At 56.7% G+C, this 25,208-nt stretch carries 21 protein-coding genes; 12 read left to right on the top strand and 9 right to left on the bottom strand.

Translation table 11 applies throughout. The features are described from left to right. Nucleotides 1-45: 45 nt before the first annotated feature. From ACOYA6_RS20215 to ghrB, 5 genes are all read left to right on the top strand, one after another. Nucleotides 46-1,062: a LacI family DNA-binding transcriptional regulator gene (locus ACOYA6_RS20215; RefSeq protein WP_039031137.1), complete on the top strand. Its 1,017-nt coding sequence runs from the start codon at nt 46-48 to the stop codon at nt 1,060-1,062. A 103-nt stretch (nt 1,063-1,165) separates the two neighbouring features. After that, nucleotides 1,166-1,915, top strand: coding sequence for a sugar phosphate isomerase/epimerase family protein (locus tag ACOYA6_RS20210; RefSeq protein ID WP_422655290.1), 750 nt, complete (start codon nt 1,166-1,168; stop codon nt 1,913-1,915). A gap of 4 nt (nt 1,916-1,919) precedes the next feature. Next, entirely contained in the window at nt 1,920-2,858 is a 939-nt protein-coding gene (locus ACOYA6_RS20205) for a sugar kinase (protein WP_422655289.1), read from the top strand. A 76-nt stretch (nt 2,859-2,934) separates the two neighbouring features. Further along, the gene (locus ACOYA6_RS20200; RefSeq protein ID WP_039031140.1) at nt 2,935-4,215 is read left to right on the top strand and encodes an MFS transporter; all 1,281 of its coding nucleotides are present in this window, start codon (nt 2,935-2,937) and stop codon (nt 4,213-4,215) included. Nucleotides 4,216-4,242: 27 nt separating this feature from the next. After that, a complete protein-coding gene (gene ghrB, locus ACOYA6_RS20195; RefSeq protein ID WP_039031141.1) occupies nt 4,243-5,217 on the top strand; it encodes a glyoxylate/hydroxypyruvate reductase GhrB in 975 nt (324 codons plus the stop codon). A 55-nt stretch (nt 5,218-5,272) separates the two neighbouring features. Here the strand turns inward: ghrB and cspE are convergent, their stop codons facing one another. Further along, entirely contained in the window at nt 5,273-5,485 is a 213-nt protein-coding gene (gene cspE, locus ACOYA6_RS20190; protein ID WP_032615822.1) for a transcription antiterminator/RNA stability regulator CspE, read from the bottom strand. Between the two features lie 269 nt (nt 5,486-5,754). Further along, nucleotides 5,755-6,465 (bottom strand): DUF3053 domain-containing protein, encoded by a 711-nt coding sequence (locus ACOYA6_RS20185; RefSeq protein ID WP_039031142.1) that lies wholly within the window; start codon nt 6,463-6,465, stop codon nt 5,755-5,757. A 331-nt stretch (nt 6,466-6,796) separates the two neighbouring features. On the opposite strand from ACOYA6_RS20185, the gene ACOYA6_RS20180 reads away from it, so the two are divergent. Next, the gene (locus ACOYA6_RS20180) at nt 6,797-7,087 is read left to right on the top strand and encodes an HTH-type transcriptional regulator (protein ID WP_039031143.1); all 291 of its coding nucleotides are present in this window, start codon (nt 6,797-6,799) and stop codon (nt 7,085-7,087) included. 36 nt (nt 7,088-7,123) lie between these two features. On the opposite strand, the gene ACOYA6_RS20175 is transcribed toward ACOYA6_RS20180, so the two are convergent. The 4 genes from ACOYA6_RS20175 to ACOYA6_RS20160 all read right to left on the bottom strand — a co-directional run bounded on the left by ACOYA6_RS20175 (nt 7,124) and on the right by ACOYA6_RS20160 (nt 12,413). After that, nucleotides 7,124-8,743, bottom strand: coding sequence for an ABC-F family ATP-binding cassette domain-containing protein (locus ACOYA6_RS20175; protein ID WP_422655288.1), 1,620 nt, complete (start codon nt 8,741-8,743; stop codon nt 7,124-7,126). Nucleotides 8,744-8,975: 232 nt separating this feature from the next. Beyond that, nucleotides 8,976-11,045, bottom strand: coding sequence for a glycine--tRNA ligase subunit beta (gene glyS, locus ACOYA6_RS20170; RefSeq protein ID WP_223075537.1), 2,070 nt, complete (start codon nt 11,043-11,045; stop codon nt 8,976-8,978). Between the two features lie 9 nt (nt 11,046-11,054). Beyond that, complete coding sequence (gene glyQ / locus ACOYA6_RS20165; RefSeq protein WP_003860141.1) at nt 11,055-11,966, bottom strand: glycine--tRNA ligase subunit alpha; 912 nt, start codon at nt 11,964-11,966, stop codon at nt 11,055-11,057. 159 nt (nt 11,967-12,125) lie between these two features. Continuing rightward, nucleotides 12,126-12,413: a YsaB family lipoprotein gene (locus ACOYA6_RS20160; RefSeq protein WP_375540655.1), complete on the bottom strand. Its 288-nt coding sequence runs from the start codon at nt 12,411-12,413 to the stop codon at nt 12,126-12,128. 198 nt (nt 12,414-12,611) lie between these two features. Between ACOYA6_RS20160 and ACOYA6_RS20155 the strand changes: the two genes are divergently transcribed. Then, the gene (locus ACOYA6_RS20155) at nt 12,612-13,607 is read left to right on the top strand and encodes an acyltransferase (protein ID WP_422655287.1); all 996 of its coding nucleotides are present in this window, start codon (nt 12,612-12,614) and stop codon (nt 13,605-13,607) included. A 112-nt stretch (nt 13,608-13,719) separates the two neighbouring features. Here the strand turns inward: ACOYA6_RS20155 and xylB are convergent, their stop codons facing one another. Together xylB and xylA are read right to left on the bottom strand one after the other, a co-directional pair. Further along, on the bottom strand, nt 13,720-15,174 hold the full coding sequence (gene xylB / locus ACOYA6_RS20150) for a xylulokinase (protein ID WP_422655286.1): 1,455 nt from the start codon (nt 15,172-15,174) through the stop codon (nt 13,720-13,722). Nucleotides 15,175-15,233: 59 nt separating this feature from the next. Then, entirely contained in the window at nt 15,234-16,556 is a 1,323-nt protein-coding gene (gene xylA, locus ACOYA6_RS20145; protein ID WP_138370856.1) for a xylose isomerase, read from the bottom strand. 371 nt (nt 16,557-16,927) lie between these two features. Between xylA and xylF the strand changes: the two genes are divergently transcribed. From xylF to xylR, 4 genes are all read left to right on the top strand, one after another. Next, nucleotides 16,928-17,920: a D-xylose ABC transporter substrate-binding protein gene (xylF, locus tag ACOYA6_RS20140; RefSeq protein WP_039031150.1), complete on the top strand. Its 993-nt coding sequence runs from the start codon at nt 16,928-16,930 to the stop codon at nt 17,918-17,920. A gap of 70 nt (nt 17,921-17,990) precedes the next feature. Then, nucleotides 17,991-19,532 (top strand): xylose ABC transporter ATP-binding protein, encoded by a 1,542-nt coding sequence (locus ACOYA6_RS20135; protein ID WP_138370855.1) that lies wholly within the window; start codon nt 17,991-17,993, stop codon nt 19,530-19,532. Beyond that, on the top strand, nt 19,510-20,691 hold the full coding sequence (gene xylH / locus ACOYA6_RS20130; RefSeq protein ID WP_422655285.1) for a xylose ABC transporter permease XylH: 1,182 nt from the start codon (nt 19,510-19,512) through the stop codon (nt 20,689-20,691). Before ACOYA6_RS20135 ends, xylH begins: the two co-directional genes overlap by 23 nt. Nucleotides 20,692-20,733: 42 nt before the next feature. Then, complete coding sequence (gene xylR / locus ACOYA6_RS20125) at nt 20,734-21,912, top strand: D-xylose utilization transcriptional activator XylR (protein ID WP_039031153.1); 1,179 nt, start codon at nt 20,734-20,736, stop codon at nt 21,910-21,912. 35 nt (nt 21,913-21,947) lie between these two features. On the opposite strand, the gene ACOYA6_RS20120 is transcribed toward xylR, so the two are convergent. Beyond that, nucleotides 21,948-22,772: a protein bax gene (locus ACOYA6_RS20120; RefSeq protein WP_072036702.1), complete on the bottom strand. Its 825-nt coding sequence runs from the start codon at nt 22,770-22,772 to the stop codon at nt 21,948-21,950. 313 nt (nt 22,773-23,085) lie between these two features. On the opposite strand from ACOYA6_RS20120, the gene ACOYA6_RS20115 reads away from it, so the two are divergent. Then, a complete protein-coding gene (locus ACOYA6_RS20115) occupies nt 23,086-25,116 on the top strand; it encodes an alpha-amylase (RefSeq protein ID WP_422655284.1) in 2,031 nt (676 codons plus the stop codon). Nucleotides 25,117-25,208: the final 92 nt, after the last annotated feature.

The raw sequence follows: 25,208 nt of genomic DNA, 5'->3' as shown, positions 1-25,208 counted from the left end.
GCATTTTCGCGCTAAGGTATGCTCAACCAAGGCAAGGAAACAGCGATGAGCAAATCAACACGGCCCACCATCAGCGACGTAGCGAAAGCCGCAAAAACCGGTAAAACCAGCATCTCCCGTTACCTCAACGGCGAAAAAAACCTGCTTTCCGACGCGCTGCTGGCCCGCATTGAACAGGCTATCGCCGACCTCGACTATCGCCCTAGCCTGATGGCCCGGGGCCTGAAGCGTGGCCGTACCCGCTTGATCGGGCTTATCATCGCCGACATCACCAACCCCTACTCTGTTAACGTCCTCAGCGGCATCGAAGCCGCCTGCCGGGAAAAAGGCTTTACCCCGCTGGTGTGTAACACCAACAACGAGCTCGACCAGGAGCTGCACTACCTCGATCTGCTGCGCAGCTATCAGGTTGAGGGCATCGTGGTTAACGCCGTGGGAATGCGCGAAGAGGGGCTGAACCGCCTGCAACAGTCCGCCCTGCCGATGGTGCTGATTGACCGAAAAATCCCGGACTTCGCCTGCGATGTGGTCGGGCTGGATAATACCCAGGCCGCGACAACCGCTACCGAACACCTGATAGAACAAGGCTTTGAAGCGATTCTGTTCCTGAGCGAGCCGCTGGGAATGGTCAATACCCGCCGCGAACGCCTGAGCGCATTCCGCGCCACCCTTGCCCGCTATGCTGGCGTGGTCGCCGAGAACGTTGAAATCCCACTCCATGAAGCCGAACGGCTGGATAACGCCCTGCGTGAGTTCCATACCCGCCATCGCGGGATGCGCAAGGCGGTCATCTCCGCGAACGGCGCATTGACGCTGCAGGTCGCCCGCTCGCTCAAGCGCATTGGCCTGCACTGGGGCAGCGATATCGGTCTGCTAGGCTTTGACGAGCTGGAGTGGGCCGAACTGGCCGGGGTCGGCATCACCACCCTCAAACAGCCCACCTGGCAGATTGGCTTCGCCGCCGTCGAGCAGGTCGTGCGCCGGATCAACGGTGCCGATGATGCCGTCCGCGAGCAGGTCTTCTCCGGCGAGCTGATCGTCCGCGGCTCTACGGCCCGTTAACCCCCCCTTCGTGATGGCGATCATAAATCCAGCATACTGAACTTTTCTTTGGAACCGGTTCCATCTAGCGTAAAGAGTATCAGCTACGTGATGGAGTCCGCCGATGGGCAGAAAAATTATTGTCGTCACCGCCGCCTATGGCGCTGACAAGGTACGTGAAGCAGGGGGCCAGCGCGCCATGCTGCACGTGATCGCCGGGGCAGGCGCCGACGGCGTCGAGATCCGCCGCGAGTTATTCAGCGATGCCGAGCTGGCATCCTTACCCACGCTTGCCGGATCCATTGAACTGCTCGGCCTGCTGGCCTGCTATTCCGCCCCGGATGCCCTGTTTACCCCGGATGGCGCTCTCAACCCGATGCTACCCCGCTACCTTGCCGAAGCCGCGACGCTCAACGCCCTGTGGCTGAAAGTCTCCCTCGGTAACTTCAGCGACAAGCAGCAGCTTGACGCGCTTCGTGCCCTGCTGGATGAGACCGGCATGACGCTGGTGGTAGAAAACGACCAGACCCGTTGCGGCCAGCTGGCGCCGATGCAGCGCTTCAAAGCGGCCTGCCGGGTGATGAATCTCCCGGTCACGCTGACGTTTGATATGGGCAACTGGCTGTGGGTGGGCGAATCCCCGGAAGAGGCCGCGAAGCATCTGGCTCCTGCGGTGAGCTATATCCACGTTAAGGCCGCCGTCCCGCATAAGCAGCAGTATCGCGCCGTGCCGCCGGACAACGACAGCGCCCGCTGGCAGGCCCTGCTGGAGCAGCTCCCCGCCGATGTGCCGCGTGGGATCGAGTTTCCTCTTGAAGGGCCAGACCTGACGGCTGTCACCCGTCACTACGTCAATTTGCTGCGTGAGGAGTAACGCGATGCCGAATGCTCTGGATGTCATCACCATTGGTGAAGCTATGGCCATGTTTGTGGCGACCAACACCGGCGACTTAAGCGAAGTCGACCACTTTATGAAGCGCGTTGCGGGCGCGGAACTGAACGTTGCCACCGGGCTGGCGCGCCTTGGCCTGAAGGTGGGCTGGGTGAGCCGCGTCGGCAATGACAGCTTCGGCCAGTTCGTGCTCGATACCCTGAAAAAAGAGGGCATCGACACCGCAGGCGTGACCCTGGATGGACGCTACCCCACCGGTTTTCAGTTGAAATCGAAAGTCACGGATGGAACCGATCCCACTGTGGAGTATTTCCGCAAAGGCTCTGCTGCCAGCCATCTGTCAGTGGAAGATTTCAATCCGATCTGGTTTACCGCGGCAAGGCATCTGCACCTGAGCGGCGTGGCGGCGGCGTTGTCCAGCAGCTCTTACGCCCTGCTCGATCGCGCGGCGGGAGCGATGAAAGCTGCGGGCAAAACCATCTCATTCGATCCGAACCTGCGTCCGGTGCTGTGGAAGAGCGAAGCGGAAATGGTGGAGAAGCTCAACCACCTCGCCTTCCAGGCCGACTGGGTGTTACCCGGACTGAAAGAGGGCTTCATCCTGACCGGGGAAAAAACCCCGGAAGGGATCGCTGATTTTTATCTGAACAAGGGCGTGAAAGCCGTGATCCTGAAAACCGGGGCCGACGGTGCCTGGTATAAAACCGCCGACGGCGAGCAGGGTGCGGTGGCGGCGGTGAAGGTCGAGAACGTTGTCGATACCGTCGGCGCGGGTGACGGCTTCGCGGTGGGCGTGGTCAGCGCTCTGCTGGAAGGCAAAACGCTGCATCAGGCCGTCACGCGCGGCAATGTTATTGGTTCGCTGGCGATTCAGGTTCAGGGCGACAGCGAAGGACTCCCTACCCGGGAACAGTTAGGGGAATAAATCCCCGCAACATAATTAAGCCACCCTGTACCCTACAGACAGCGGCGGTCATTTCCTCAACCACAGAGGCAAGCCTATGAACAGTGCAACAAACGCAGTAAAACGCTGGTGGTACATCATGCCCGTCGTGTTTATCACGTACAGCCTGGCGTACCTTGATCGTGCGAACTTCAGCTTCGCGTCTGCCGCAGGCATTACGGAAGACCTGGGGATCACCAAAGGCGTCTCCTCGCTGCTGGGCGCCCTCTTCTTCCTCGGTTACTTCTTTTTCCAGATCCCCGGCGCAATCTATGCCGAACGCCGCAGCGTGCGCAAACTGATCTTCATCTGCCTGATACTCTGGGGTGCCTGTGCGTCACTCACCGGGGTGGTGAATAACATCCCGGCGCTGGCGGCCATTCGCTTTATTCTCGGCGTGGTGGAAGCGGCGGTGATGCCGGCGATGCTGATCTACATCAGCAACTGGTTTACCAAATCCGAACGGTCGCGTGCCAATACCTTCCTTATTCTCGGCAACCCGGTCACGGTACTGTGGATGTCGGTGGTCTCCGGGTATCTGATCCAGTCCTTCGGCTGGCGCGAGATGTTCATTATTGAAGGCGTTCCGGCGGTGATCTGGGCCTTCTGCTGGTGGGTGCTGGTCAAAGACAAACCGGCCCAGGCCAAATGGCTTTCGGAAGATGAAAAAGCGGCCCTGCAGGCGCAGCTGGATAAAGAGCAGCAGGGTCTGAAAGCGGTGCGTAACTACGGCGAAGCCTTCCGCTCCCGCAACGTGGTGCTGCTGTGCATGCAGTACTTCACCTGGAGCATCGGGGTTTACGGTTTTGTGCTGTGGCTGCCGTCCATCATCCGTAGCGCGGGCGATAACCTCGGCATGGTCGAGGTGGGCTGGCTCTCTTCCGTGCCGTATCTGGCGGCAACCATCGCCATGATTGTGGTCTCCTGGGCGTCGGATAAACTGCAAAACCGCAAGCTCTTCGTCTGGCCGCTGCTGCTGATTGCTGCCTGTGCCTTTATTGGTTCCTGGGCGGTGGGCGCAAACCACTTCTGGATCTCTTACACCCTGCTGGTGATCGCCGGTGCCGCCATGTATGCCCCGTACGGTCCGTTCTTTGCCATCATCCCGGAAATGCTGCCGCGTAACGTGGCGGGTGGCGCAATGGCGCTGATCAACAGCATGGGTGCGCTGGGTTCATTCTTTGGTTCATGGTTCGTGGGGTATCTGAACGGTGTGACCGGCGGCCCGTCGGCCTCGTACATCTTTATGGGGGTGGCGCTTTTTGCCTCAGTGTGGCTTACTTTGATTGTTAAGCCTGCTAATAATCAAAACATTCCCGTCGGCGCACGCCACGCCTGAACCCTTTTAAAATCAACGGAGATTAGCATGAAGCCGTCCGTCATTTTGTATAAAGCCCTGCCTGACGCGTTACAGCAGCGCCTTGAAGATCATTTCACCGTAACCCGGGTCAACAACCTGAGCCCGGAGACGGTGCAGCAGCATGCTGAGGCGTTCGCTGGCGCTGTCGGGCTGCTCGGCTCCAGCGAAAAAGTGGATGCCGCGCTGCTGGAGAAGATGCCTGCGCTGCGTGCAACCTCAACCATTTCGGTGGGCTATGACAACTTCGACGTCGATGCGCTGAATGCCCGTAGCGTCCTGCTGATGCACACCCCAACCGTACTCACCGAAACCGTGGCGGATACGCTGATGGCGCTGGTGCTCAGCACCGCGCGTCGCGTGGTGGAAGTGGCCGAACGCGTCAAAGCCGGCGAATGGACCAAAAGCATCGGTCCGGACTGGTTCGGCACCGACGTGCATGGCAAAACGCTGGGTATCGTTGGCATGGGCCGCATCGGCCTGGCGCTGGCCCAGCGCGCCCACTTTGGTTTCAACATGCCAATTCTGTATAACGCGCGCCGCCAGCATAAAGAAGCCGAGGAACGCTTCAACGCACGCCACTGTGACCTGGATACCCTGTTGCAGGAATCTGACTTTGTCTGCCTGATCCTGCCGCTGACGGATGAAACGCACCATATGATCGGCAAAGCGCAGTTTGAGAAGATGAAGAAGTCCGCCATCTTTATTAATGCGGGACGCGGGCCGGTAGTGGATGAGGGGGCGCTGATTGCGGCGCTGAAAAACGGCGAGATCCACGCGGCGGGGCTGGATGTGTTCGAGCAGGAGCCGCTGCCGGCCAGCTCAGAGCTGCTGAAGCTGCCTAACGTGGTGGCGCTGCCGCACATTGGCTCTGCCACGCACGAAACACGCTACAACATGGCGGCCTGTGCGGTGGATAACCTGATCGACGCCCTGCAGGGCAAGGTCGATAAAAACTGCGTCAATCCGCAGGCAAAACCCTGAACGAAAAAAACCCGCCAGAGGCGGGTTTTTAAATTCTTGTAGCTGAGTTGGAAGCTTACAGGCTTACAACGTTACCAGCTGCTGGGCCTTTAGCGCCGCTTTCGATGGTGAAGGAAACTTTCTGACCTTCGTCCAGAGATTTGTAGCCATCGTTCTGGATAGCAGAGAAGTGTACGAACACGTCTTTTGAGCCATCGTCAGGAGTGATGAAGCCGAAACCTTTATCAGCGTTGAACCATTTTACCAGACCAGTCATTTTACCAGACATAGAGATTACCTTTTAAAAATTTGTTTTGCCTTCCGGCGCGATGATGGAATGTGTTACAGATTTTTAAGCGATGAAGGAAGGGTCACTACGAAGGGTATCTAAGGATAACGCATCTGGACTGCTTTACTAAACTGCTTTAGGTCTGTGTAACAAACCGACGGGGTGTATTAAGACATAGTTAGCGGATCAAAGACAAGCTTTATTTTCTGAGAACATAAAAAACCCGCTTTTCAGCGGGGTTTTTATTCATGCAATCTGGACGTCTGACGTTATTCCGTGGCGGCCATCGCCGCGCCCCACGCCTGGCTGAACGCCTGGTGCTGCGCTGCCAGCGGCCCAATCAGCGCATTGTACTGGCTGGCCTGCTGCGAGGTCGGGAACTGAATGCCGTTAGAGACAAAGCTCACCTGGGTGCCTTGCTGCGAAATAAAGTCCGCCACCTGCACCAGCTGCTGCGTGAAGATCTGCGCGGCCGGAATCAGCGGCTGCAGCGCATCGGCAGGTTTGGTCACGACCTTGTCATACACTTTGTCGAACACAGGTTTCAGATCGTCGCCCTGCTTCAGCGCGGAGTGCGCGCCATCAGCCTGCATTTTGGCGTTTTGCAGCTGCTGGCCCAGCACACCCAGTGCGCCGTTTGACTGGCTCAGCGGCTCACGCTGGGTCACATAATCCTGCGGCACGCGAATCGCATTCACGCTGTCCACCACCGGACGCAGACCGGCGTCCATCGCCTGATTCACCTGCTGTGAATAGCCATACAAAATCGCATAGTCAGAAACGAAGGGACCAAACTGTTTTTTCTGATCCGCAGTCAACGTTGGCAAACGCTCGCCGCTGCGCATCGCAGTATTTTGCAGGAAATCGATAAACGCTTTGCGTTGATCGCCTTCCTTATCGAAACACCCACTCAGGCTCACAACCATTAACAACGCCGCAAGCGGCGCAAACCAGCGAGAGCAGGGCTTTCCTGTCGCCATTGTTATTACTCCTTTCACCCAAAAAAGCGCACACCGGCACACGCGTGCCCAACGGTGACAAGAATAGTCCAGGTCAGGCCGGCAAGATACTCTTTTCATGTAAAACGACTATTGCCATATAAATTCTTACGATTTACAAAAAAATACCTGGTGCTATGGCGCTACTGAATAATCAAGTCATTAGCATAGTTAATCGCTCTTCAAATCAGCCAGCGAAACGTATCTCTGACAATTAATCACGCACGTTACGATCTCCTGTGAGTTTTAGCGACTATTCTTAAATTGCTCTCTATGTTCACGATCCCGCAGTGTGATTTAAGAGGAGTTCTCAATGGAATTAAAAGATCCTATGTTCGATCTGTTAAGCAGTCTGGAGCAGATTGTTTTTAAAGATGTACCGCAGACGGTTGCCCTTAAGCAAAAGTCTAACCCCTTTACGGAATTTGAGCGCTTACGCAAAGGGACAGGGATGAAAACTGATGATTTCGCCCGAGCAATGGGTGTCAGCGTAGCGATGGTTCAGGAGTGGGAATCGAAAAGAGTGAAGCCCTCCATGACCGAGCTGAAGCTGATGAGTCTGATTCAGGCTAACCCGGCACTCCGCAAGCAGTTGACTGAATAGTTTTGATTTAGCCCCCGCATTTGCGGGGGTTTGTGTTTACCGTCTTTCACCGCGCCACTCCCCGTCCAGCCACACCAGTTCATGCGTCAGCTTCAATCCATCCAGAAAAGCCTCGTCATGGGACACCACCAACAGTGCGCCTGCAAAGCCTGCCAGCGCCGCCTCGATGGCCGTTGTGGAGGCCAGATCCAGGTGATTGGTCGGTTCATCAAGCAGCAGGAGCTGCGTCGCCTCTTCCCGCCACAGCACGCAGGCTAACGCCGCTTTTAAGCGCTCGCCGCCGCTGAGGGCTGAGAGCGGAAGCGTAACCCGATCGGCACCCAGTTGAAGCTGAGCCAGGCGGCTGCGCAGCACCCCCTCCTCCAGCGGCGTGTTATGCAGATTGAGATGGGAGATAACAGATTGCGACAGATCCAGCTGGGATAAATGCTGGTCGAGATAGGCCACGTTGACCGACACCCGGCAGGAACCGGCAATGGGCTCGCATTCGCCGAGGATCGCTTTCAGCAGGGTGGATTTCCCGCAGCCGTTCGGCCCGCGCAACGCCACCCGCATCGGCCCATCCATGCGCCAGTTGAGCGGCGCCATCGTGACGTGCGGCAGCACCATCTCTTCAAGCACCAGCACCTGCTTGCCCTCTGCCACCTGGCTGCCCGGCAGGGTAAACATCACCGGGTTATCCTCCTCCACCCGCTCCCGCGCCTGGTTGACCGCCGCGTTCAACGTATCCTGCCGATCATGATGCTGCTTGCGCCACGCCCCCGGGCGCTCCTTTGCCGCCCCTTTATATTTGACGCGCTCAAAGGAGGCGATATTGAGCGTGTCGACCGTGCGCAGGGTTTTCGCCGAACGGCGCAGGCTGTCGTCATGCTCCTTTTGCTGACGTGCGCGGGTGCGTTTACGCTCGGTCGCTGCATGCTCCAGCGCCGCACGGGCAGCCTGCTGCTCCGCATTCCGCTGGCGCTGATAGTCCGCGTAATTTCCGCCGTAACTGTGCAAACCGGACGCGCTGAGTTCCAGAATGCGCGGCACCTGACTCAGCAGCTCACGATCGTGTGAGGCGATCAGCACGCCGCCGGTCTGGCGGGCAAGCTGGGCGTAAAACCACGCCCGCCCCTGCCGGTCGAGGTGGTTGGTGGGCTCATCCAGCAAAAGATAATCCGCGTTCGCCGTAAACGCGCCGCACAGCAGGGCGCGAACCCGCTCGCCGCCGCTCAGTTCAGAGGCCAGCCTGTCGGGCTCAAACGCCGGAAGCCCGGCCCTGATAAATGCCTCGCTCAGCCGTTCGGCTAAGTCCCAGTAACCGTCCAGACACTCCAGATCCTCGGGCAGATACTCCCCGCTGTCGATGCGTTTGCGGGCCGCGAAGATAGCCTCGTAGCCAAGCAGTTGCGCCAGCGTGGTGTGTAGGGAGATATCGTGCTGTTGCGCCACATAGCTGTGCGTGCCGAAGCGTTCGATATGGCCGCTGGCGGGTGTGTCCAGACCGGCCAGCAGACGCAGGAGACGGGTCTTGCCGCTGCCGTTACGGCCCACCAGGGCGCACAGCGCCGGCTCAAGTGATAAATTCAGCGGACCAAAAAGGGTATCGCCTGTCGGAAACTGGCAGGTGACCTGATGCAAAATAAAAGAAGGGGACTGCGCAAAATGAGCCATAAGCACTCCTGAATGAAATCAAAACATCCCCTGCCGACGCGGTGGCGTTTAGCAAGGATCGAAATTCATCAGTCGTGGTTGTTCATTTTTGGGGGGCGCTCCAGGGGGAGAAAATTAACGGGGACCAGAATAACGGTTTTTTATTGACCGTTTCAACCATAAAAAAACCCGCCGAAGCGGGTTTAAGCATTTGCAGGCCCTTGCAAGCATAGCGCCGCCGGGCATTCGCACCTTACTGCAGCAGCGAAATATCCGCCACGCGCAGGAACAGCTCGCGCAGTTTTTCGAGCATGGAGAGACGGTTAATACGCAGGTCTTTATCCTCTACGTTTACCATCACTTTCTCGAAGAAGGCGTCGATGACATCACGCAGTTCGGCCAGTTCCACCAGCGCTTCCTGGTAGCGACCTTCCGCGAACACCGGCTCCAGCTTGTCGCGCAGCACCACAACCTGCATCGCCAGGGCGATCTCTTCCGGCTCTTTCAGCGTCGCGGCGTTAACGCGCTCGTTCAGCTTCTCATCGGACTTGGCCAGGATGTTGGAGACACGCTTGTTGGCCGCAGCCAGCGCCGATGCCGCTTCCAGGGTACGGAAGTGGGACACCGCCTTCATACGTGCATCGAAGTCTGCCGGACGGGTCGGACGACGCGCCAGAACGGCCTGAATGGTGTCGACGGTATAGCCTTCGTCCTGATACCAGGCACGGAAACGGCCCAGCATAAAGTCGATGACGTCATCCACCACCTTGGCGTTGGTCAGCTTCTCACCGTACAGACGCACCGCTTCTTCAGTCAGGGTCTGCAGATCCAGGTTCAGGTTCTTCTCAACGATGATACGCAGCACGCCCAGCGCAGCACGACGCAGCGCGAACGGGTCTTTATCGCCTTTCGGATGCTGTCCGATACCGAAGATACCCGCCAGGGTGTCCATCTTATCGGCAATCGCCACCGCACAGGCAACCGGGTTGGACGGCAGATCGTCACCGGCAAAGCGCGGCTGATACTGCTCATTCAGGGCCACGGCAACGTCTTCCGCTTCGCCATCGTGACGCGCGTAGTGCATGCCCATCACACCCTGGGTGTCGGTAAATTCGAACACCATGTTGGTCATCAGGTCGCACTTGGAGAGCAGGCCTGCGCGGGTAGCGTGGTTAACGTCAGCCCCGATTTCACGGGCGATCCAGCCGGACAGCTCCGCGATACGATCGGTCTTGTCACGCAGCGTACCCAGCTGTTGCTGGAACAGCACGGTCTGCAGGCGCGGGAGGTGATCTTCCAGGCGCTTTTTACGGTCGGTATTAAAGAAGAACTCCGCATCCGCCAGACGCGGGCGAACCACTTTCTCGTTACCGGAGATGATCTGGATCGGATCTTTGGATTCGATGTTCGCCACGAAGATGAAGTTCGGCAGCAGCTTGCCGTCGTTAGCATAGACCGGGAAGTACTTCTGGTCGCCCTTCATGGTGTGAACCAGCGCTTCGGCCGGAACGGCGAGGAATTTCTCTTCGAACTTCGCGGTCAGGACCACTGGCCACTCTACCAGCGAGGTCACTTCTTCCAGCAGGCTGTCGCTCAGGTCAGCGTTACCGCCAATCTTACGTGCCGCTTCTTCCGCGTCCGCTTTAATACGGGCTTTACGCTGTTCGTAGTCAGCAATGACTTTACCGCGTTCCAGCAGGATTTCAGGGTACTGATCGGCGTTATCGATGGTGAACTCCGGCTCGCCCATAAAGCGGTGGCCGCGGATCACGCGATCGGATGCGACGCCCAGAATGGTGGCAGGAATAACGGTATCGCCCAGCAGCAGGGTCACGGTGTGAACCGGACGCACGAAGTGCACGTCGCTTGCGCCCCAGCGCATCAGTTTTGGAATTGGCAGCTTCGCCAGCGACGTGGCGATCATGTTCGGCAGCAGCGCTTCTGCGCTTTCGCCTTTCACGTGGGCGCGATAGAGCAGCCATTCGCCTTTGTCGGTGGTCAGACGCTCGGCCTGGTCAACGGTGATCCCGCAGCCACGCGCCCAGCCTTCTGCCGCTTTGCTCGGTTTACCTTCAGCGTCAAACGCCTGGGCAATCGCCGGGCCGCGCTTTTCTACTTCGCGATCGGGCTGGGAAGCGGCCAGATTTGCCACTTTCAGCGCCAGACGACGCGGAGCAGCAAACCATTCAATTTTGCCGTGTGCGAGGCCAGCATTGTCCAGCTCCGCAGTGACGTTCGCAGCAAAGGATTCCGCCAGGCTGCGCAGGGCTTTTGGTGGCAGCTCTTCGGTGCCGATTTCCACCAGGAAAGTTTTATCAGACATGGCCGCCTCTTATTTGTTTCGGTTGCACATCGGGAAGCCAAGGGCTTCACGGGACGCGTAGTAAGCTTCTGCAACGGCTTTGGTCAGGGTACGAATACGCAGAATGTAGCGCTGACGTTCAGTGACAGAGATCGCTTTACGGGCGTCCAGCAGGTTGAAGCTGTGGGCGGCCTTCAGAATACGCTCGTAGGCTGGCAGCGGCAGCGGAGTTTCCAGCGCCAGCAGCTGCTGGGCCTCTTTCTCGTACTGCTCGAAGCAGGTGAACAGGAAGTCCACGTCCGCATATTCGAAGTTATAGGTGGATTGCTCCACTTCGTTCTGATGGAACACGTCGCCGTAGGTGGTTTTACCCAGCGGGCCGTCGCTCCAGACCAGGTCGTAAACGCTGTCTACGCCCTGAATGTACATGGCCAGACGTTCCAGACCGTAGGTGATTTCACCGGTGATCGGTTTACATTCAAGACCGCCAACCTGCTGGAAGTAGGTGAACTGCGTCACTTCCATACCGTTCAGCCACACTTCCCAACCCAGACCCCAGGCACCCAGCGTCGGGTTTTCCCAGTTATCTTCCACGAAACGAATGTCGTGAATGGTCGGATCCATACCCAGCTCTTTCAGCGACCCGAGGTACAGCTCCTGAATATTGTCCGGAGACGGCTTAATGACCACCTGGAACTGATAGTAGTGCTGTAAGCGGTTCGGGTTTTCACCGTAGCGACCATCGGTCGGGCGGCGGGATGGCTGTACATAGGCGGTTGCCATCGGCTCTGGCCCCAGTGCACGCAGGCTGGTCATCGGGTGTGAGGTGCCGGCGCCCACTTCCATGTCCAATGGTTGAACGATGGTGCAGCCCTGGCGAGCCCAGTAATCCTGTAAGGTCAGGATCAGGCCCTGGAAGGTCTTAGTATCAAACTTTTGCATAGGATTTCGTGCTGGATACGTGTGGTTTTAAATGGAAGGGTTCAGTATACCCGCTGAGTGCAAGATATACAGTACGAAACGGGGTTGTTTAGGGAAAATTGGGAAATAAGCATAGCTGACAGCGCCCTGCAGACGCAGCCAGCTCGTTACGCGGCGCTATTAACGCATCGAAAGGTGTAAAAAATGGCCGTCTGCATCGAAAGAACAGATGAAACTCTCATTGCGGGCAGTAAAGCCCTGCATTTCATAGCTGCCCTGAAACTGCTCGAAGGCGGTGACGTCTATCTTTTGCGCGCCGGTATTGTAGCGCTGCGCCGCCCGATCCTTACACAGCTGTTCCATATCCAGCGAACGCACCGGACTGACTTTTTTGGTTTGCGCTTTTTGCGCCGGGGACGTCTCCTGAGCCGCGCAACCGGCCAGTAACGCCGGAAGCAGAAGCAACATCGCGCGTATCATCATTTATATTACCGCCCTGTGCTATGGCTGTTATTTTTAATATCTAAACTTTATAGAGTATGGCCCGGCATTCTGCGAATCTCACCGTTCCGGCACAAGCAGGACGATGCAAACTCAGAATTTTCCAACGAGCGTCTGAATCAATATCACGGTCAGACTCTTTTTAATGCGTAAACAGAGGGATGGATGCAGGACAAAATTAACTGGATTGATAATTTGCGGGGGATCGCCTGTTTGATGGTGGTAATGATCCATACCACCACCTGGTACATTACTAATGCCCCGAGCATCAGCCTCGTTAACTGGGATGTTGCCAACGTTCTCAACTCTGCCTCGCGTGTGAGCGTACCGCTGTTTTTCATGATCTCCGGCTATCTCTTTTTTGGCGAACGGAGCGCGCAGCCGCGCCACTTTTTACGTATCGGCCTCTGTCTGCTGTTTTACAGCACCGTGGCGTTTCTCTATATCGTGCTGTTCACGTCCATTAACAGCGAGCTGTCGCTGAAATACCTGCTGCAAAAACCGGTGTTCTATCACCTGTGGTTTTTCTTCGCCATTATCGTGATTTACCTGCTCTCCCCGCTGCTGCAGGTAAAAAGCGCGAGCGGCAAAATGCTGTTGGCGCTAATGATCGTTATCGGCATCGTGGCGAATCCCAACACGGTGTCGCAAAAAATTTCCGGATTTGAGTGGCTGCCAATCAATCTCTATATCAACGGCGACACCTTTTATTACGTGCTGTACGGCATGCTGGGCCGCGCGCTGGGCATGATGGATACCCGCAGACGCTGGATGAATGTTCTTTGCGCCGCCCTGTTTATTGCTGCGGTCGCCGTCATCTCCCGCGGTACGCTGCACGAACTGCAGTGGCGCGGCACCTTCGCCGATACCTGGTACCTCTACTGCGGTCCGATGGTCTTTATCTGTGCCGTTTCGCTGTTCACGCTGGTGAAAAACACCCTGAATACACGCCCGCTGCCGCTGCTGGGGTTAATTTCACGTAACTCGCTTGGGATCTACGGATTTCATGCGCTGGTGATCCACGCCCTGCGCACCCGTGGCGTGGAGTTAAAAAGCTGGCCGCTGCTGGATATCCTGTGGATCTTCTCGATCACGGTGGCGGTTAGCCTGCTGCTGTCGATGCTGCTGCAGCGGATTGATACGCGCAGGTTTGTCAGTTAGATGCGGCTTGTTTGCCCGGCGGCGCTTCGCTTGCACGGGCCTACAAAACTTCGCTTGCCGCGCAAGCAACGATCGTAGGCCGGGTAAGGCGAAGCCGCCACCCGGCGCAGTTTCACGACATCAGTGGCAGAAGCTGCTGATAGATCTTGCGGAACACTTCGCGACGTTCGGCATAGCGAGCATGCCTGACGGGGTCCGGGGTGTGCTGCTGTTCCAGCGCCAGCTGTGGCAACAGCTCTGACAGCGGCTTACCCGGATTCATCGCAATCTGCGCCAGACGTGCAGCTCCGAGCGCAGGCCCGACATCCCCGCCGGTACGGTAATCCAGCTTCTGCCCGCTGATATCCGCGAGCATCTGCCGCCAGTAAGGGCTGCGTGCCCCCCCGCCAATCAGCGTAATGCTGGTCGGCTGTAGCCCGCACTCATGCACCACATCCATGCCATCGGCCAACGCATAGCCCACCCCTTCGAGGACGGCGCGCGCCAGTTCGGCCGGGCCGTGCTGATGGGTTAAGCCAAAAAATACCCCTTTTGCCTGGGGGTTGTTATGCGGCGTGCGCTCGCCGGAAAGATAAGGCAGGAACCAGAGGGTACCCGCGTTTTCATCGGCCTGCTGCGCGGCATCGAGCAGAGCCGGCACGCTCTCTAGCCCGGTCAGCTTAGCCGCCCAGTCCAGACAGGACGCCGCGCTGAGCATCACCGACATCAGATGCCATTTCCCCGGCAACGCATGGCAGAAGCTGTGTACCGCGCTGTCAGGATTACTGCGATAGCCGTCGCTCACGGCGAAATAGACGCCGGAGGTGCCCAGCGAGAGCATCGCCTGTCCGGCATCGGCCATACCCACGCCAACCGCGCCCGCAGCGTTATCTCCGCCACCGGCCACGACCGGAACGGCGGGCATATTCCACTGTTCAGCCACCGACGGCAGCAGCGCGCCGGTCTGCTCACAGCCTTCGAACAGCGCGGGCATATGGTCGCGGGTGAGATGGCAGGCTTCGAGCATCGTCTCGCTCCAGTCGCGTTTTGCCACGTCGAGCCACATCGTGCCTGCGGCATCGGACATATCGCTAGCGTACTCGCCGGTGATACGCAGACGCAGATAATCTTTTGGCAGCAGTACCTTCGCTACCTGGCTAAAAATCTCGGGTTCATGACGCTGGACCCACAGCAATTTCGGGGCGGTAAAGCCCGGCATCATCAGGTTGCCGGTTATTTCACGCGAGGTCGGCACCCGCTCTTCCAGCAGGGCGCACTCTTCAGCGCAGCGGCCATCGTTCCATAAAATCGCCGGGCGCAGGACGCGGTTGTCCTTATCCAGCAGCGTGGCGCCATGCATTTGTCCGGCAATCCCCAGCGCTTTCACTTCGCGCAGGGAGTGCTGCTCGCCCAGCGCTTTCAGGGCGCGATCCGTGGCCAGCCACCAGGCTTCAGGATCCTGTTCGGACCAGAGCGGATGTGGCCGTGAAACGTGCAGTTTTTCTGTTTGCGTTGCCAGCACCTCGCCCTGTTCATTTAACAGAATGGCTTTCACACCCGACGTGCCAAGATCGATCCCGATATACATGCCCTGGGCTCCTTAAAAAATGTAGGCCGGGCAAGCGAAGCGCCGCCCGGCAATACCTGTCACTTATCAAACAGATAATGATTCACCAGGTTTTCCAGCAGCTCCTGATGACCGCTCTGGTGCTGCGGCGCCAGGTTATGCTGTTCAGCGTACTTCGCCAGCTCGGTAAGCGATAACTGGCCTTTCAAAATTTGCTGGCCCAGCTCACTGTTCCAGCCGCCGTAGCGTTTCGCCACGCGCTTATCCAGCTCGCCATCTTCAATCATGCGGGCCGCCACTTTCAGCGACAGCGCCATGGTGTCCATGGCCCCAATATGACCATAGAAGAGATCGTACTTATCGGTACTCTGACGGCGCACTTTGGCGTCAAAGTTCAGGCCACCGGTGGTAAAGCCGCCCGCTTTGATAATTTCGTACATCACCAGCGCATTCTCTTCCACGCTGACCGGGAACTGGTCGGTATCCCAGCCCAGCTGCGGATCGCCGCGGTTGGCATCCACGGAGCCGAAAATGCCCAGCGCGATAGCGGAGGCGATCTCGTGATGGAACGAGTGGCCAGCCAGGGTCGCGTGGTTGGCTTCGATATTCACTTTGATCTCTTTTTCCAGCCCGAACTGCTTCAGGAAGCCGTACACCGTCGCCACGTCGTAGTCGTACTGATGCTTGGTCGGCTCCTGCGGTTTCGGCTCGATCAGCAGCGTGCCCTGGAAACCGATCTTGTGTTTATGCTCCACCACCATCTGCATGAAGCGGCCAATCTGCTCACGCTCCTGGCGCAAGTCGGTGTTCAGCAGCGTTTCGTAACCTTCACGCCCGCCCCACAGCACGTAGTTTTCCCCGCCCAGCTTGTGGGTGGCGTTCATCGCCGTCACCACCTGGGTGGCCGCCCAGCTGAACACTTCCGGGTCCGGGTTAGTGGCAGCGCCTGCGCCATAGCGTGGATGGGTAAAGCAGTTGGCGGTACCCCACAGCAGCTTCACGCCGCTCTGCTGCTGTTTTTCGCCCAGCACATCGACCATTTGCGCAAAGTTATTCAGGTACTCTTTCAGCGATGCGCCTTCCGGTGAGACGTCCACGTCGTGGAAACAGTAGTAAGGCACGTTCAGCTTATGGAAGAACTCAAAGGCGACATCCGCTTTACGCTTCGCCAGCTCCAGCGCTTCGCCTGGCTGCTGCCATGGACGGTCGAACGAGCCCACGCCAAACATGTCGGCACCGTTCCAGCAGAAGGTGTGCCAGTAGCAGGCAGCGAAACGCAGGTGATCTTCCATGCGCTTGCCCAGCACCAGCTCGTCCGGGTTGTAATGACGAAACGCTAAAGGATTAGAGGATTTCGGGCCTTCATAACGAACGCGCTCGAGTTGATCGAAATAAGCTTGCATATTGAGCTCCATAATCAGGGGTGCGGCGAAAAGTAGATACTGGAGTAATAGTGAATAGTGATCGCAGGTTGCTCAATTACGTTATTTCACACTGCTATTGAGAGAATGCACAAACGTGCGCTGGCTCGCAAAATCAATTTGCAGACAAACGAATTTCACAGCGCAAATTCCATAATCATGTGTAATTAAGAAGTTATGTAATTTAAAATTCGATCGCGGTCATAAATTCGAAAATAAACCAAATATCATAACGAGAAGATAAAAATCTGTAATTGCCAGCCTGCCGTTCCCCGTTAAGAATTTGCTACGTCTCTTGCAATGATTGTTTCTTTTATCTCAGCAACCTAACCCTACAAAAAGGCAATACAATTATGAAGATAAAGAACCTGTGCCTCACTCTTTGTGCATCGCTGCTGCTGGCGAGTACGGCGAGTCATGCAAAAGAAGTCAAAATCGGCATGGCGATTGATGACCTCCGTCTGGAGCGCTGGCAAAAAGATCGCGATATTTTTGTCAATAAGGCAGAGGCATTAGGTGCAAAAGTTTTTGTACAATCTGCCAACGGCAATGAAGAAACGCAGATGTCGCAAATCGAAAATATGATAAACCGCGGCGTCGATGTGCTGGTTATTATTCCCTATAACGGCCAGGTTTTAAGTAACGTGGTAAAAGAGGCCAAACAAGAAGGCATTAAAGTGCTGGCCTATGACCGCATGATTAATAATGCGGATATCGATTATTATATTTCCTTCGACAATGAAAAAGTCGGTGAATTACAGGCGCAAAGCCTGGTCGCAAAAGTGCCGCAGGGTAATTACTTCCTGATGGGCGGCTCGCCGGTAGATAACAACGCCAAACTCTTCCGCGCCGGACAGATGAAGGTGCTGAAGCCCTATGTTGATGAGGGCAAAATCAAGATCGTTGGCGACCAGTGGGCGGACGGCTGGTTACCTGAAAACGCGTTGAAAATTATGGAAAACGCCTTAACCGCTAACAATAACAAAATCGATGCCGTGGTGGCTTCTAACGATGCAACCGCTGGCGGCGCCATTCAGGCACTCAGCGCCCAGGGGCTGGCCGGAAAAGTGGCGATCTCCGGGCAGGACGCAGACCTGGCCGGGGTGAAACGCATCGTGGCGGGCACCCAGACCATGACCGTGTATAAGCCGATCACCGAACTTGCCACCACCGCGGCGGAAATTGCCGTTGAGCTGGGCAATGGCCAACAGCCTAAAGCAGACGCCAGCTTAAACAATGGCCTGAAGGATGTCCCATCCCGTCTGCTCACCCCTATCGAAGTCAATAAAGAGAACATTGACGCCACCGTTGTGAAAGACGGTTTCCACAAAAAGAGCGAACTGTAATCCATTATCGCCCCCGCTTTGCGGGGGCGCATCGACTTGTACCGTTTTCACCGGGTCATGCGGGGCAGTTATGTCTTATTTACTTGAAATGAAAAGTATCACCAAAGCGTTTGGCGCGGTGAAAGCCGTCGACAACGTCAGCCTGCGCTTAAACCCCGGCGAGATCGTGTCGCTGTGCGGCGAAAATGGCTCGGGCAAATCCACCCTCATGAAGGTGCTGTGCGGCATCTATCCTCACGGCAGCTACGAGGGTGAGATTGTTTTTTCTGGCGAAACGCTGCAGGCCACGCACATTCGCGACACCGAGCGCAAAGGGATCGCCATCATTCATCAGGAGCTGGCGCTGGTGAAGCATCTGACCGTGCTGGAGAATATCTTCCTCGGCGCGGAGATCGCCCGTCATGGCGTGCTGGATTACGACACCATGACCCTGCGCTGTGAAAAGCTGCTGGCGCAGGTGAGCCTGGCGATCTCCCCCGATACCAGGGTGGGCGATTTAGGTCTGGGGCAGCAGCAGCTGGTGGAGATCGCCAAAGCGCTGAATAAGCAGGTGCGCCTGCTGATCCTTGATGAACCGACAGCCTCGCTGACGGAACAGGAAACCGCGGTATTGCTGGACATCATTCGTGACCTGCAACACCACGGGATTGCCTGCATTTATATCTCGCACAAGCTCAACGAAGTAAAAGCGATTTCGGACACGGTGTGCGTCATTCGCGACGGGCAGCATATCGGCACCCGCGAAGCGCAAGGGATGAGCGAGGACGACATTATCACCATGATGGTGGGACGTGAGCTCACCGCCCTCTACCCGAATGAGCCTCATACCCTGGGGGAAGAGGTGCTGCGCGTGGAGCATCTTACCGCCTGGCACCCGGTGAATCGCCATATCAAACGGGTGAATGACGTCTCCTTCTCGCTGCATCGCGGGGAAATCCTTGGCGTTGCCGGGCTGGTCGGTGCCGGACGCACCGAGGCCGTACAGTGCCTGTTCGGCGTCTGGCCCGGTCGCTGGGAAGGCAGCATCTTTATTGATGGCAAGCCGGTTGAGATTAAAAACTGTCAGCAGGCCATTGCCCAGGGGATCGCGATGGTGCCGGAAGACAGGAAAAAAGATGGCATCGTGCCGGTCATGGCGGTGGGCAAAAATATCACCCTTGCCGCCTTAGATCAGTTCAGCGGCAAGTTGAGCAGCCTCGATGACGCTGCGGAACAGCACTGCATTCTGCAGTCTTTACAGCGGCTGAAAGTCAAAACGTCCTCGCCGGAGCTGGCGATTGGGCGTCTGAGCGGTGGTAATCAGCAGAAGGCGATCCTCGCCCGCTGCCTGCTGCTCAATCCGCGCATCCTGATCCTCGATGAACCCACCCGCGGGATCGATATCGGTGCCAAATATGAAATCTATAAGCTGATCAACCAGCTGGTCCAGCAGGGTATTGCCGTGATTGTCATCTCCTCGGAGCTGCCCGAAGTGCTGGGTCTGAGCGACCGGGTCCTGGTGATGCACGAAGGAAAACTGAAAGCCAACCTGATAAACCAGAACCTGACGCAGGAACAGGTAATGGAAGCCGCACTAAGGAGTGAACGCCATGTCGAAAAGCAACCCCTCTGAGTTAAAGGTTACGGCACCCACGCCGGGCCTGTTTTCCGGGCTGAAATCGCTCAATCTGCAGGTGTTCGTCATGATTGCCGCCATTGTGGCGATCATGCTGTTCTTCACCTGGATGACCGATGGCTCTTACCTCAGCGCGCGTAACGTCTCCAACCTGCTGCGCCAGACCGCCATTACCGGCATTCTGGCGGTCGGGATGGTGTTTGTGATTATCTCTGCGGAAATCGACCTCTCCGTGGGCTCGATGATGGGCTTGCTTGGCGGCGTGGCGGCGATTTTCGACGTCTGGCTGGGCTGGCCGCTACCGCTGACTATCGTAGTCACCTTGCTGCTTGGTTTACTGCTCGGCACCTGGAACGGCTGGTGGGTGGCCTACCGCAAGGTGCCGTCGTTTATCGTCACGCTGGCGGGGATGCTGGCCTTCCGCGGCATCCTGATCGGCATCACCAACGGTACCACCGTCTCTCCTACCAGCGCATCCATGTCGCAGATTGGTCAGAGTTATCTCTCCGGCGGCGTCGGTTTTACCCTGGGCGCGATTGGCCTGATGGCATTTGTCGCCTGGCAGTGGCGCGGCAGACTGCGCCGTCAGACGTTAGGCTTAGCGACTACACCGTCCACCTCTGTCGTCGGGCGTCAGGCGTTAACGGCGATAATTGTCCTCGGCGCGATCTGGCTGCTGAATGACTATCGCGGCGTCCCGACCCCGGTGCTGCTACTGGTTCTGCTGCTGCTGGCGGGGATGTTTATGGCTACCCGCACCGCCTTTGGTCGTCGTATCTATGCCATTGGGGGCAACCTCGAAGCCGCACGTCTGTCCGGTATCAACGTTGAACGCACCAAGCTGGCCGTCTTTGCCATTAATGGCCTGATGGTTGCCGTGGCGGGTCTGATCTTAAGCTCGCGTCTGGGTGCGGGTTCACCGTCTGCCGGGAATATTGCCGAACTCGACGCCATCGCCGCCTGCGTCATCGGCGGAACCAGTCTTGCCGGGGGGATCGGCAGCGTCGCCGGGGCGGTCATGGGAGCATTTATAATGGCGTCGCTGGATAACGGAATGAGTATGATGGACGTCCCGACATTCTGGCAATATATCGTCAAGGGTGCCATTTTGCTGCTGGCGGTATGGATGGATTCCGCAACCAAACGGCGCGCCTGAGGATGCTCTATCATCTGTCACTGATTCTGGAAAAATAGCGCCATGTTTGAGAAGCGTCACCGCATTACGTTGTTATTCAATGCCAACAAAGCTTACGACCGCCAGGTAGTCGAAGGCGTTGGAGAATATTTGCAGGCGTCGCAATCCGAGTGGGATATTTTCGTTGAAGAAGATTTCCGCACGCGAATCGAAAATATCAAAGACTGGCTGGGCGACGGCGTCATTGCGGATTTTGACGACGCCGTTATCCAGCAAATGCTGGTCGATGTCGACGTCCCCATCGTCGGCGTCGGCGGCTCTTACCACAAGCCGGATAACTACCCTGCCGTTCACTATATCGCGACCGACAACCACGCCCTGGTAGAGAGCGCGTTTCTTCATCTCAAAGAAAAAGGGGTTCACCGCTTCGCCTTCTATGGCCTGCCCGCGTCCAGCGGTAAACGCTGGGCGGCGGAACGTGAGTACGCGTTCTGCCAGCTGGTGGCAAAGGAGAAGTATCGCGGCGTGGTTTATCAGGGGCTGGAAACGGCACCGGAAAACTGGCAGCACGCGCAGAACCGCCTCGCCGACTGGCTGCAAACCCTGCCGCCGCAGACCGGTATTATCGCCGTGACCGATGCCCGCGCCCGTCACGTGCTGCAGGTGTGCGAACATCTGCATATCCCGGTGCCGGAAAAGCTGTGCGTCATTGGGATCGATAATGAAGAGCTCACCCGCTACCTGTCACGCGTGGCGCTGTCGTCCGTAGCCCAGGGAACACGTCAGATGGGCTATCAGGCAGCCAAGCTGCTGCACCGACTGCTGGATAACGAAAATCTGCCCCTGCAGCGTCTGCTGGTGCCGCCGGTCCGCGTTGTGGAGCGGCGCTCAACCGATTACCGTTCGCTGAACGATCCGGCCGTCATTCAGGCGATGCATTACATTCGTAACCACGCCTGCAAAGGCATCAAAGTGGATCAGGTGCTGGATGCGGTAGGCATTTCTCGTTCAAACCTGGAGAAGCGCTTTAAAGAAGAGGTGGGGGAGACGATTCATGCGGTTATTCATGCGGAGAAACTGGAAAAAGCCCGCAGCCTGCTGATTTCGACGTCGCTGTCTATTAACGAGATTTCGCAGATGTGCGGTTATCCATCGCTGCAATATTTCTATTCGGTGTTTAAAAAAGAGTATGACACCACGCCGAAAGAGTATCGCGACCGCTACAGTGAAGTGCTGATATAAAAAAAGGCCTTCCGGATGGAAGGCCTTTTTTACGATTACATATGTGCGGCAATTAAGCGCTGGTTATCCTGGTACATCGCAAAGAGATAGTTGTTATAGCGCTGGCCCTGGGTTGAGTAACCTTTCAGCTTATGGATCATGTTGCTCGCCGTCACTTCCTGGTCTGCTTTACGCAGCTGCGCCCGAGACTTACGGAAGGATTTGTAAGCGGGGTGCGTGTTCAGGTTCACAACATACGCATTCACGGAATCTTTTACCGATTCAAACTGTGAGTAGCCTTTCACTTTGCCCGGCGCATTGTTACAACGACCTTTCGCACATTTCATGCCGAAGAGGTTGTTATTACTGCGTGCGAGCTTCGAGGTGCCCCAGCCACTTTCGGCTGCAGCCATCGTTGCGACCATGCTGCCTGGAATAATATCTACGCGCTCTAACAGTGAGTTCCACGGCACACGGCGCGTGTTTCCGTTCCAGCTCACCTTATAGCGTTTTGATATTTCTTTCAGGCGCGTGCGTTCTGATGGCGACCAGCGGCTATCGTACTGTTTGGAGATCAACCAGTTACGATCCGCAGTAATCGCGGCATTTTGACTTGTTATGTAAGGCATTACCGTCCGGAGAAACGCTTTTTTCCTTGGTGTCCCGGAAGGGTATTTTCGCAAATCAGGAAGTGAACTACTCTTTGCACTATTGCGAGAATACTCTTGTTTACTGCTAACCTTACTACTTGTCGTCTTTATGACGTGGGCTTTCTTACTCGTTGTATCCGTGTGCGTCTTCGCAAGCACCTCACCAGAAATTGCCATGGTGAGTAACATGAGTATCGCGGCCCCATATCGTCGAATGGGAGTCGATATCATTAGGTCTCCTGGTCGGATAGAAACATTCCAACACCTTATTTTTTTCGTAAAATGAGAGGCGAATCTCAGATCCTAGCAAAAATAGACGAGAAGAGCATCCAAAGAAATAGTCCAAATCCGAAACCCTGTCACCTGAAATTCGCTCACTTAAGCATCATTTTCATCAAAATGTGCTCAATATCGCAGTTAATCTGCGTATTTAGCGTGAGATCACTCACCCTCTTTGCTCCTCCCTGCGCGTTAGCGCCAGGGGATGAGTTTGCCCACTAAAATAGATGGCAAACTGAGCAAAATGCTGTGACAGGAAAATGGTATGAAACGTTCTGCTCTCGCTCTTCTGTTCTTGCCTGCAATAGCCAGCGCCGACTGGTCCGTCCCGGGTTTTCCGGCCTTTACCGCTGAAGGTTCGGGGATTTTCACGTCACAGGCAAAGCTGACGAAGGGTACCCGGCCGCTCACGCTGAATCTTGACAAGGCGTGCTGGCAGCCCACAAACGCCATTAAACTCAACGAGATGATGTCCCTGAAGCCGTGCGAAGGCGATCCGGTGCAGTGGCGCATCTTCCGCGATGGTGATTATCAGGCACGGATTGATACCCGTTCCGGCACGCCAACGCTGATGTTGACCGTCGCCAGCACAAGCGAAAAAGCGGTGACCTCGGTGGTTCGCCAGTGCCCCAAATGGGATGGCAAACCCTTAACGCTCGACGTCGGCAATACCTTCCCGGAAGGGAGCGTGGTGCGGGATTTCTACAGCAAACAGACCGCCACCGTGCAGCAGGGCAAAATCACCCTGCAACCTGCACCGGGCAGCAACGGCCTGCTGTTACTCGAGCGTGCAGAGACAGACAAGCCTGCCCCGTTCAGCTGGCAAAACGCCACCGTCTATTTTGTCCTTACCGACCGGTTTGAGAATGGCGACCCGTCTAACGACAATAGTTATGGACGCCATAAGGACGGCATGCAGGAGATCGGCACCTTCCATGGCGGCGATCTGAAAGGGCTCACCAGCAAGCTGGATTACCTGCAACAGCTCGGGGTTAACGCCCTGTGGATCAGCTCCCCGCTGGAGCAGATCCACGGCTGGGTCGGCGGCGGCACAAAGGGGGATTTCCCCCATTACGCCTATCACGGTTACTACACCCAGGACTGGACCCGGCTCGATGCCAACATGGGCACCGAGGACGATTTACGCAAGCTGGTGGATGAAGCCCATCGCCGGGGGATCCGTATCCTGTTTGACGTGGTGATGAACCACACCGGTTATGCGACGCTGGCAGACATGCAGGAGTATCAGTTCGGTGCCCTCTATCTGCAGGGCGACGAGCTGAAGAAAACCCTCGGTGAACGCTGGACCGACTGGAAACCGGCCGCCGGACAGAGCTGGCACAGCTTTAACGACTACATCAACTTCAGCGATAAAGCGGGCTGGGAAAAGTGGTGGGGCAAGAAGTGGGTGCGCACCGACATTGGCGATTACGACAACCCCGGCTTTGACGATCTGACCATGTCGCTGGCCTTCCTGCCGGATCTGAAAACGGAATCCACCACCCCATCGGGCCTGCCGAATTTCTATCGCCATAAACCTGATACCGGTGCAAAAGCCATCGACGGCTACACGCCCAGGGATTACCTTACCCACTGGCTGAGCCAATGGGTGCGTGAATACGGTATTGACGGTTTCCGGGTCGATACCGCGAAGCACGTTGAGCTGGCCGGCTGGCAGCAGCTGAAGGATCGGGCCAGTGAGGCGCTAAAGGCATGGAAAGCGGCCAACCCGGATAAAAAACTCGACGATGCGCCGTTCTGGATGACCGGTGAATCCTGGGGGCACGGGGTAATGCAGAGCGATTACTACCGTCATGGCTTCGATGCGATGATCAATTTTGATTATCAGGAGCAGGCGGCCAAAGCGGTGGATTGCCTGTCCAGTATGGACCTCACCTGGCAGCAGATGGCAGAGAAGCTGCAGAGCTTTAACGTCCTGAGCTACCTCTCCTCCCACGATACCCGCCTGTTCCGCGAGGGCGACCAGCGTGCGGCCGAGCTGCTGTTACTGGCGCCGGGTAGTGTGCAGATCTATTACGGGGATGAATCAGCAAGACCCTTTGGCCCAACGGGCTCCGACCCCTTACAGGGTACGCGCTCGGACATGAACTGGCAGGATATCAGCGGTTCGCAGGCAGAAACCGTCGCCCACTGGCAAAGGCTCGGCCAGTTCCGGGCCCGCCATCCGGCGGTGGGTGAAGGCACACAAACCACGCTGACGATGCCGCAGGGCTACGGCTTTGTGCGTGAGCATCAGGGCGATAAGGTGATGGTGGTGTGGGCGGGCAATCGCTGATCGTCATCGATAACCCCCTCTACCATCAGGAGAGGGGGTTGCAGGATAATTCGCTACCTGATGGCAAACTGGCAATACAAAGCCACCCTTCT

It is taken from the genome of Leclercia barmai (assembly GCF_049312895.1).
Taxonomy (GTDB): domain Bacteria; phylum Pseudomonadota; class Gammaproteobacteria; order Enterobacterales; family Enterobacteriaceae; genus Enterobacter; species Enterobacter barmai.
The sequence above is the reverse complement of the archived record's forward strand: the minus strand, read 5'-3'. Positions and strand labels throughout refer to the sequence as shown.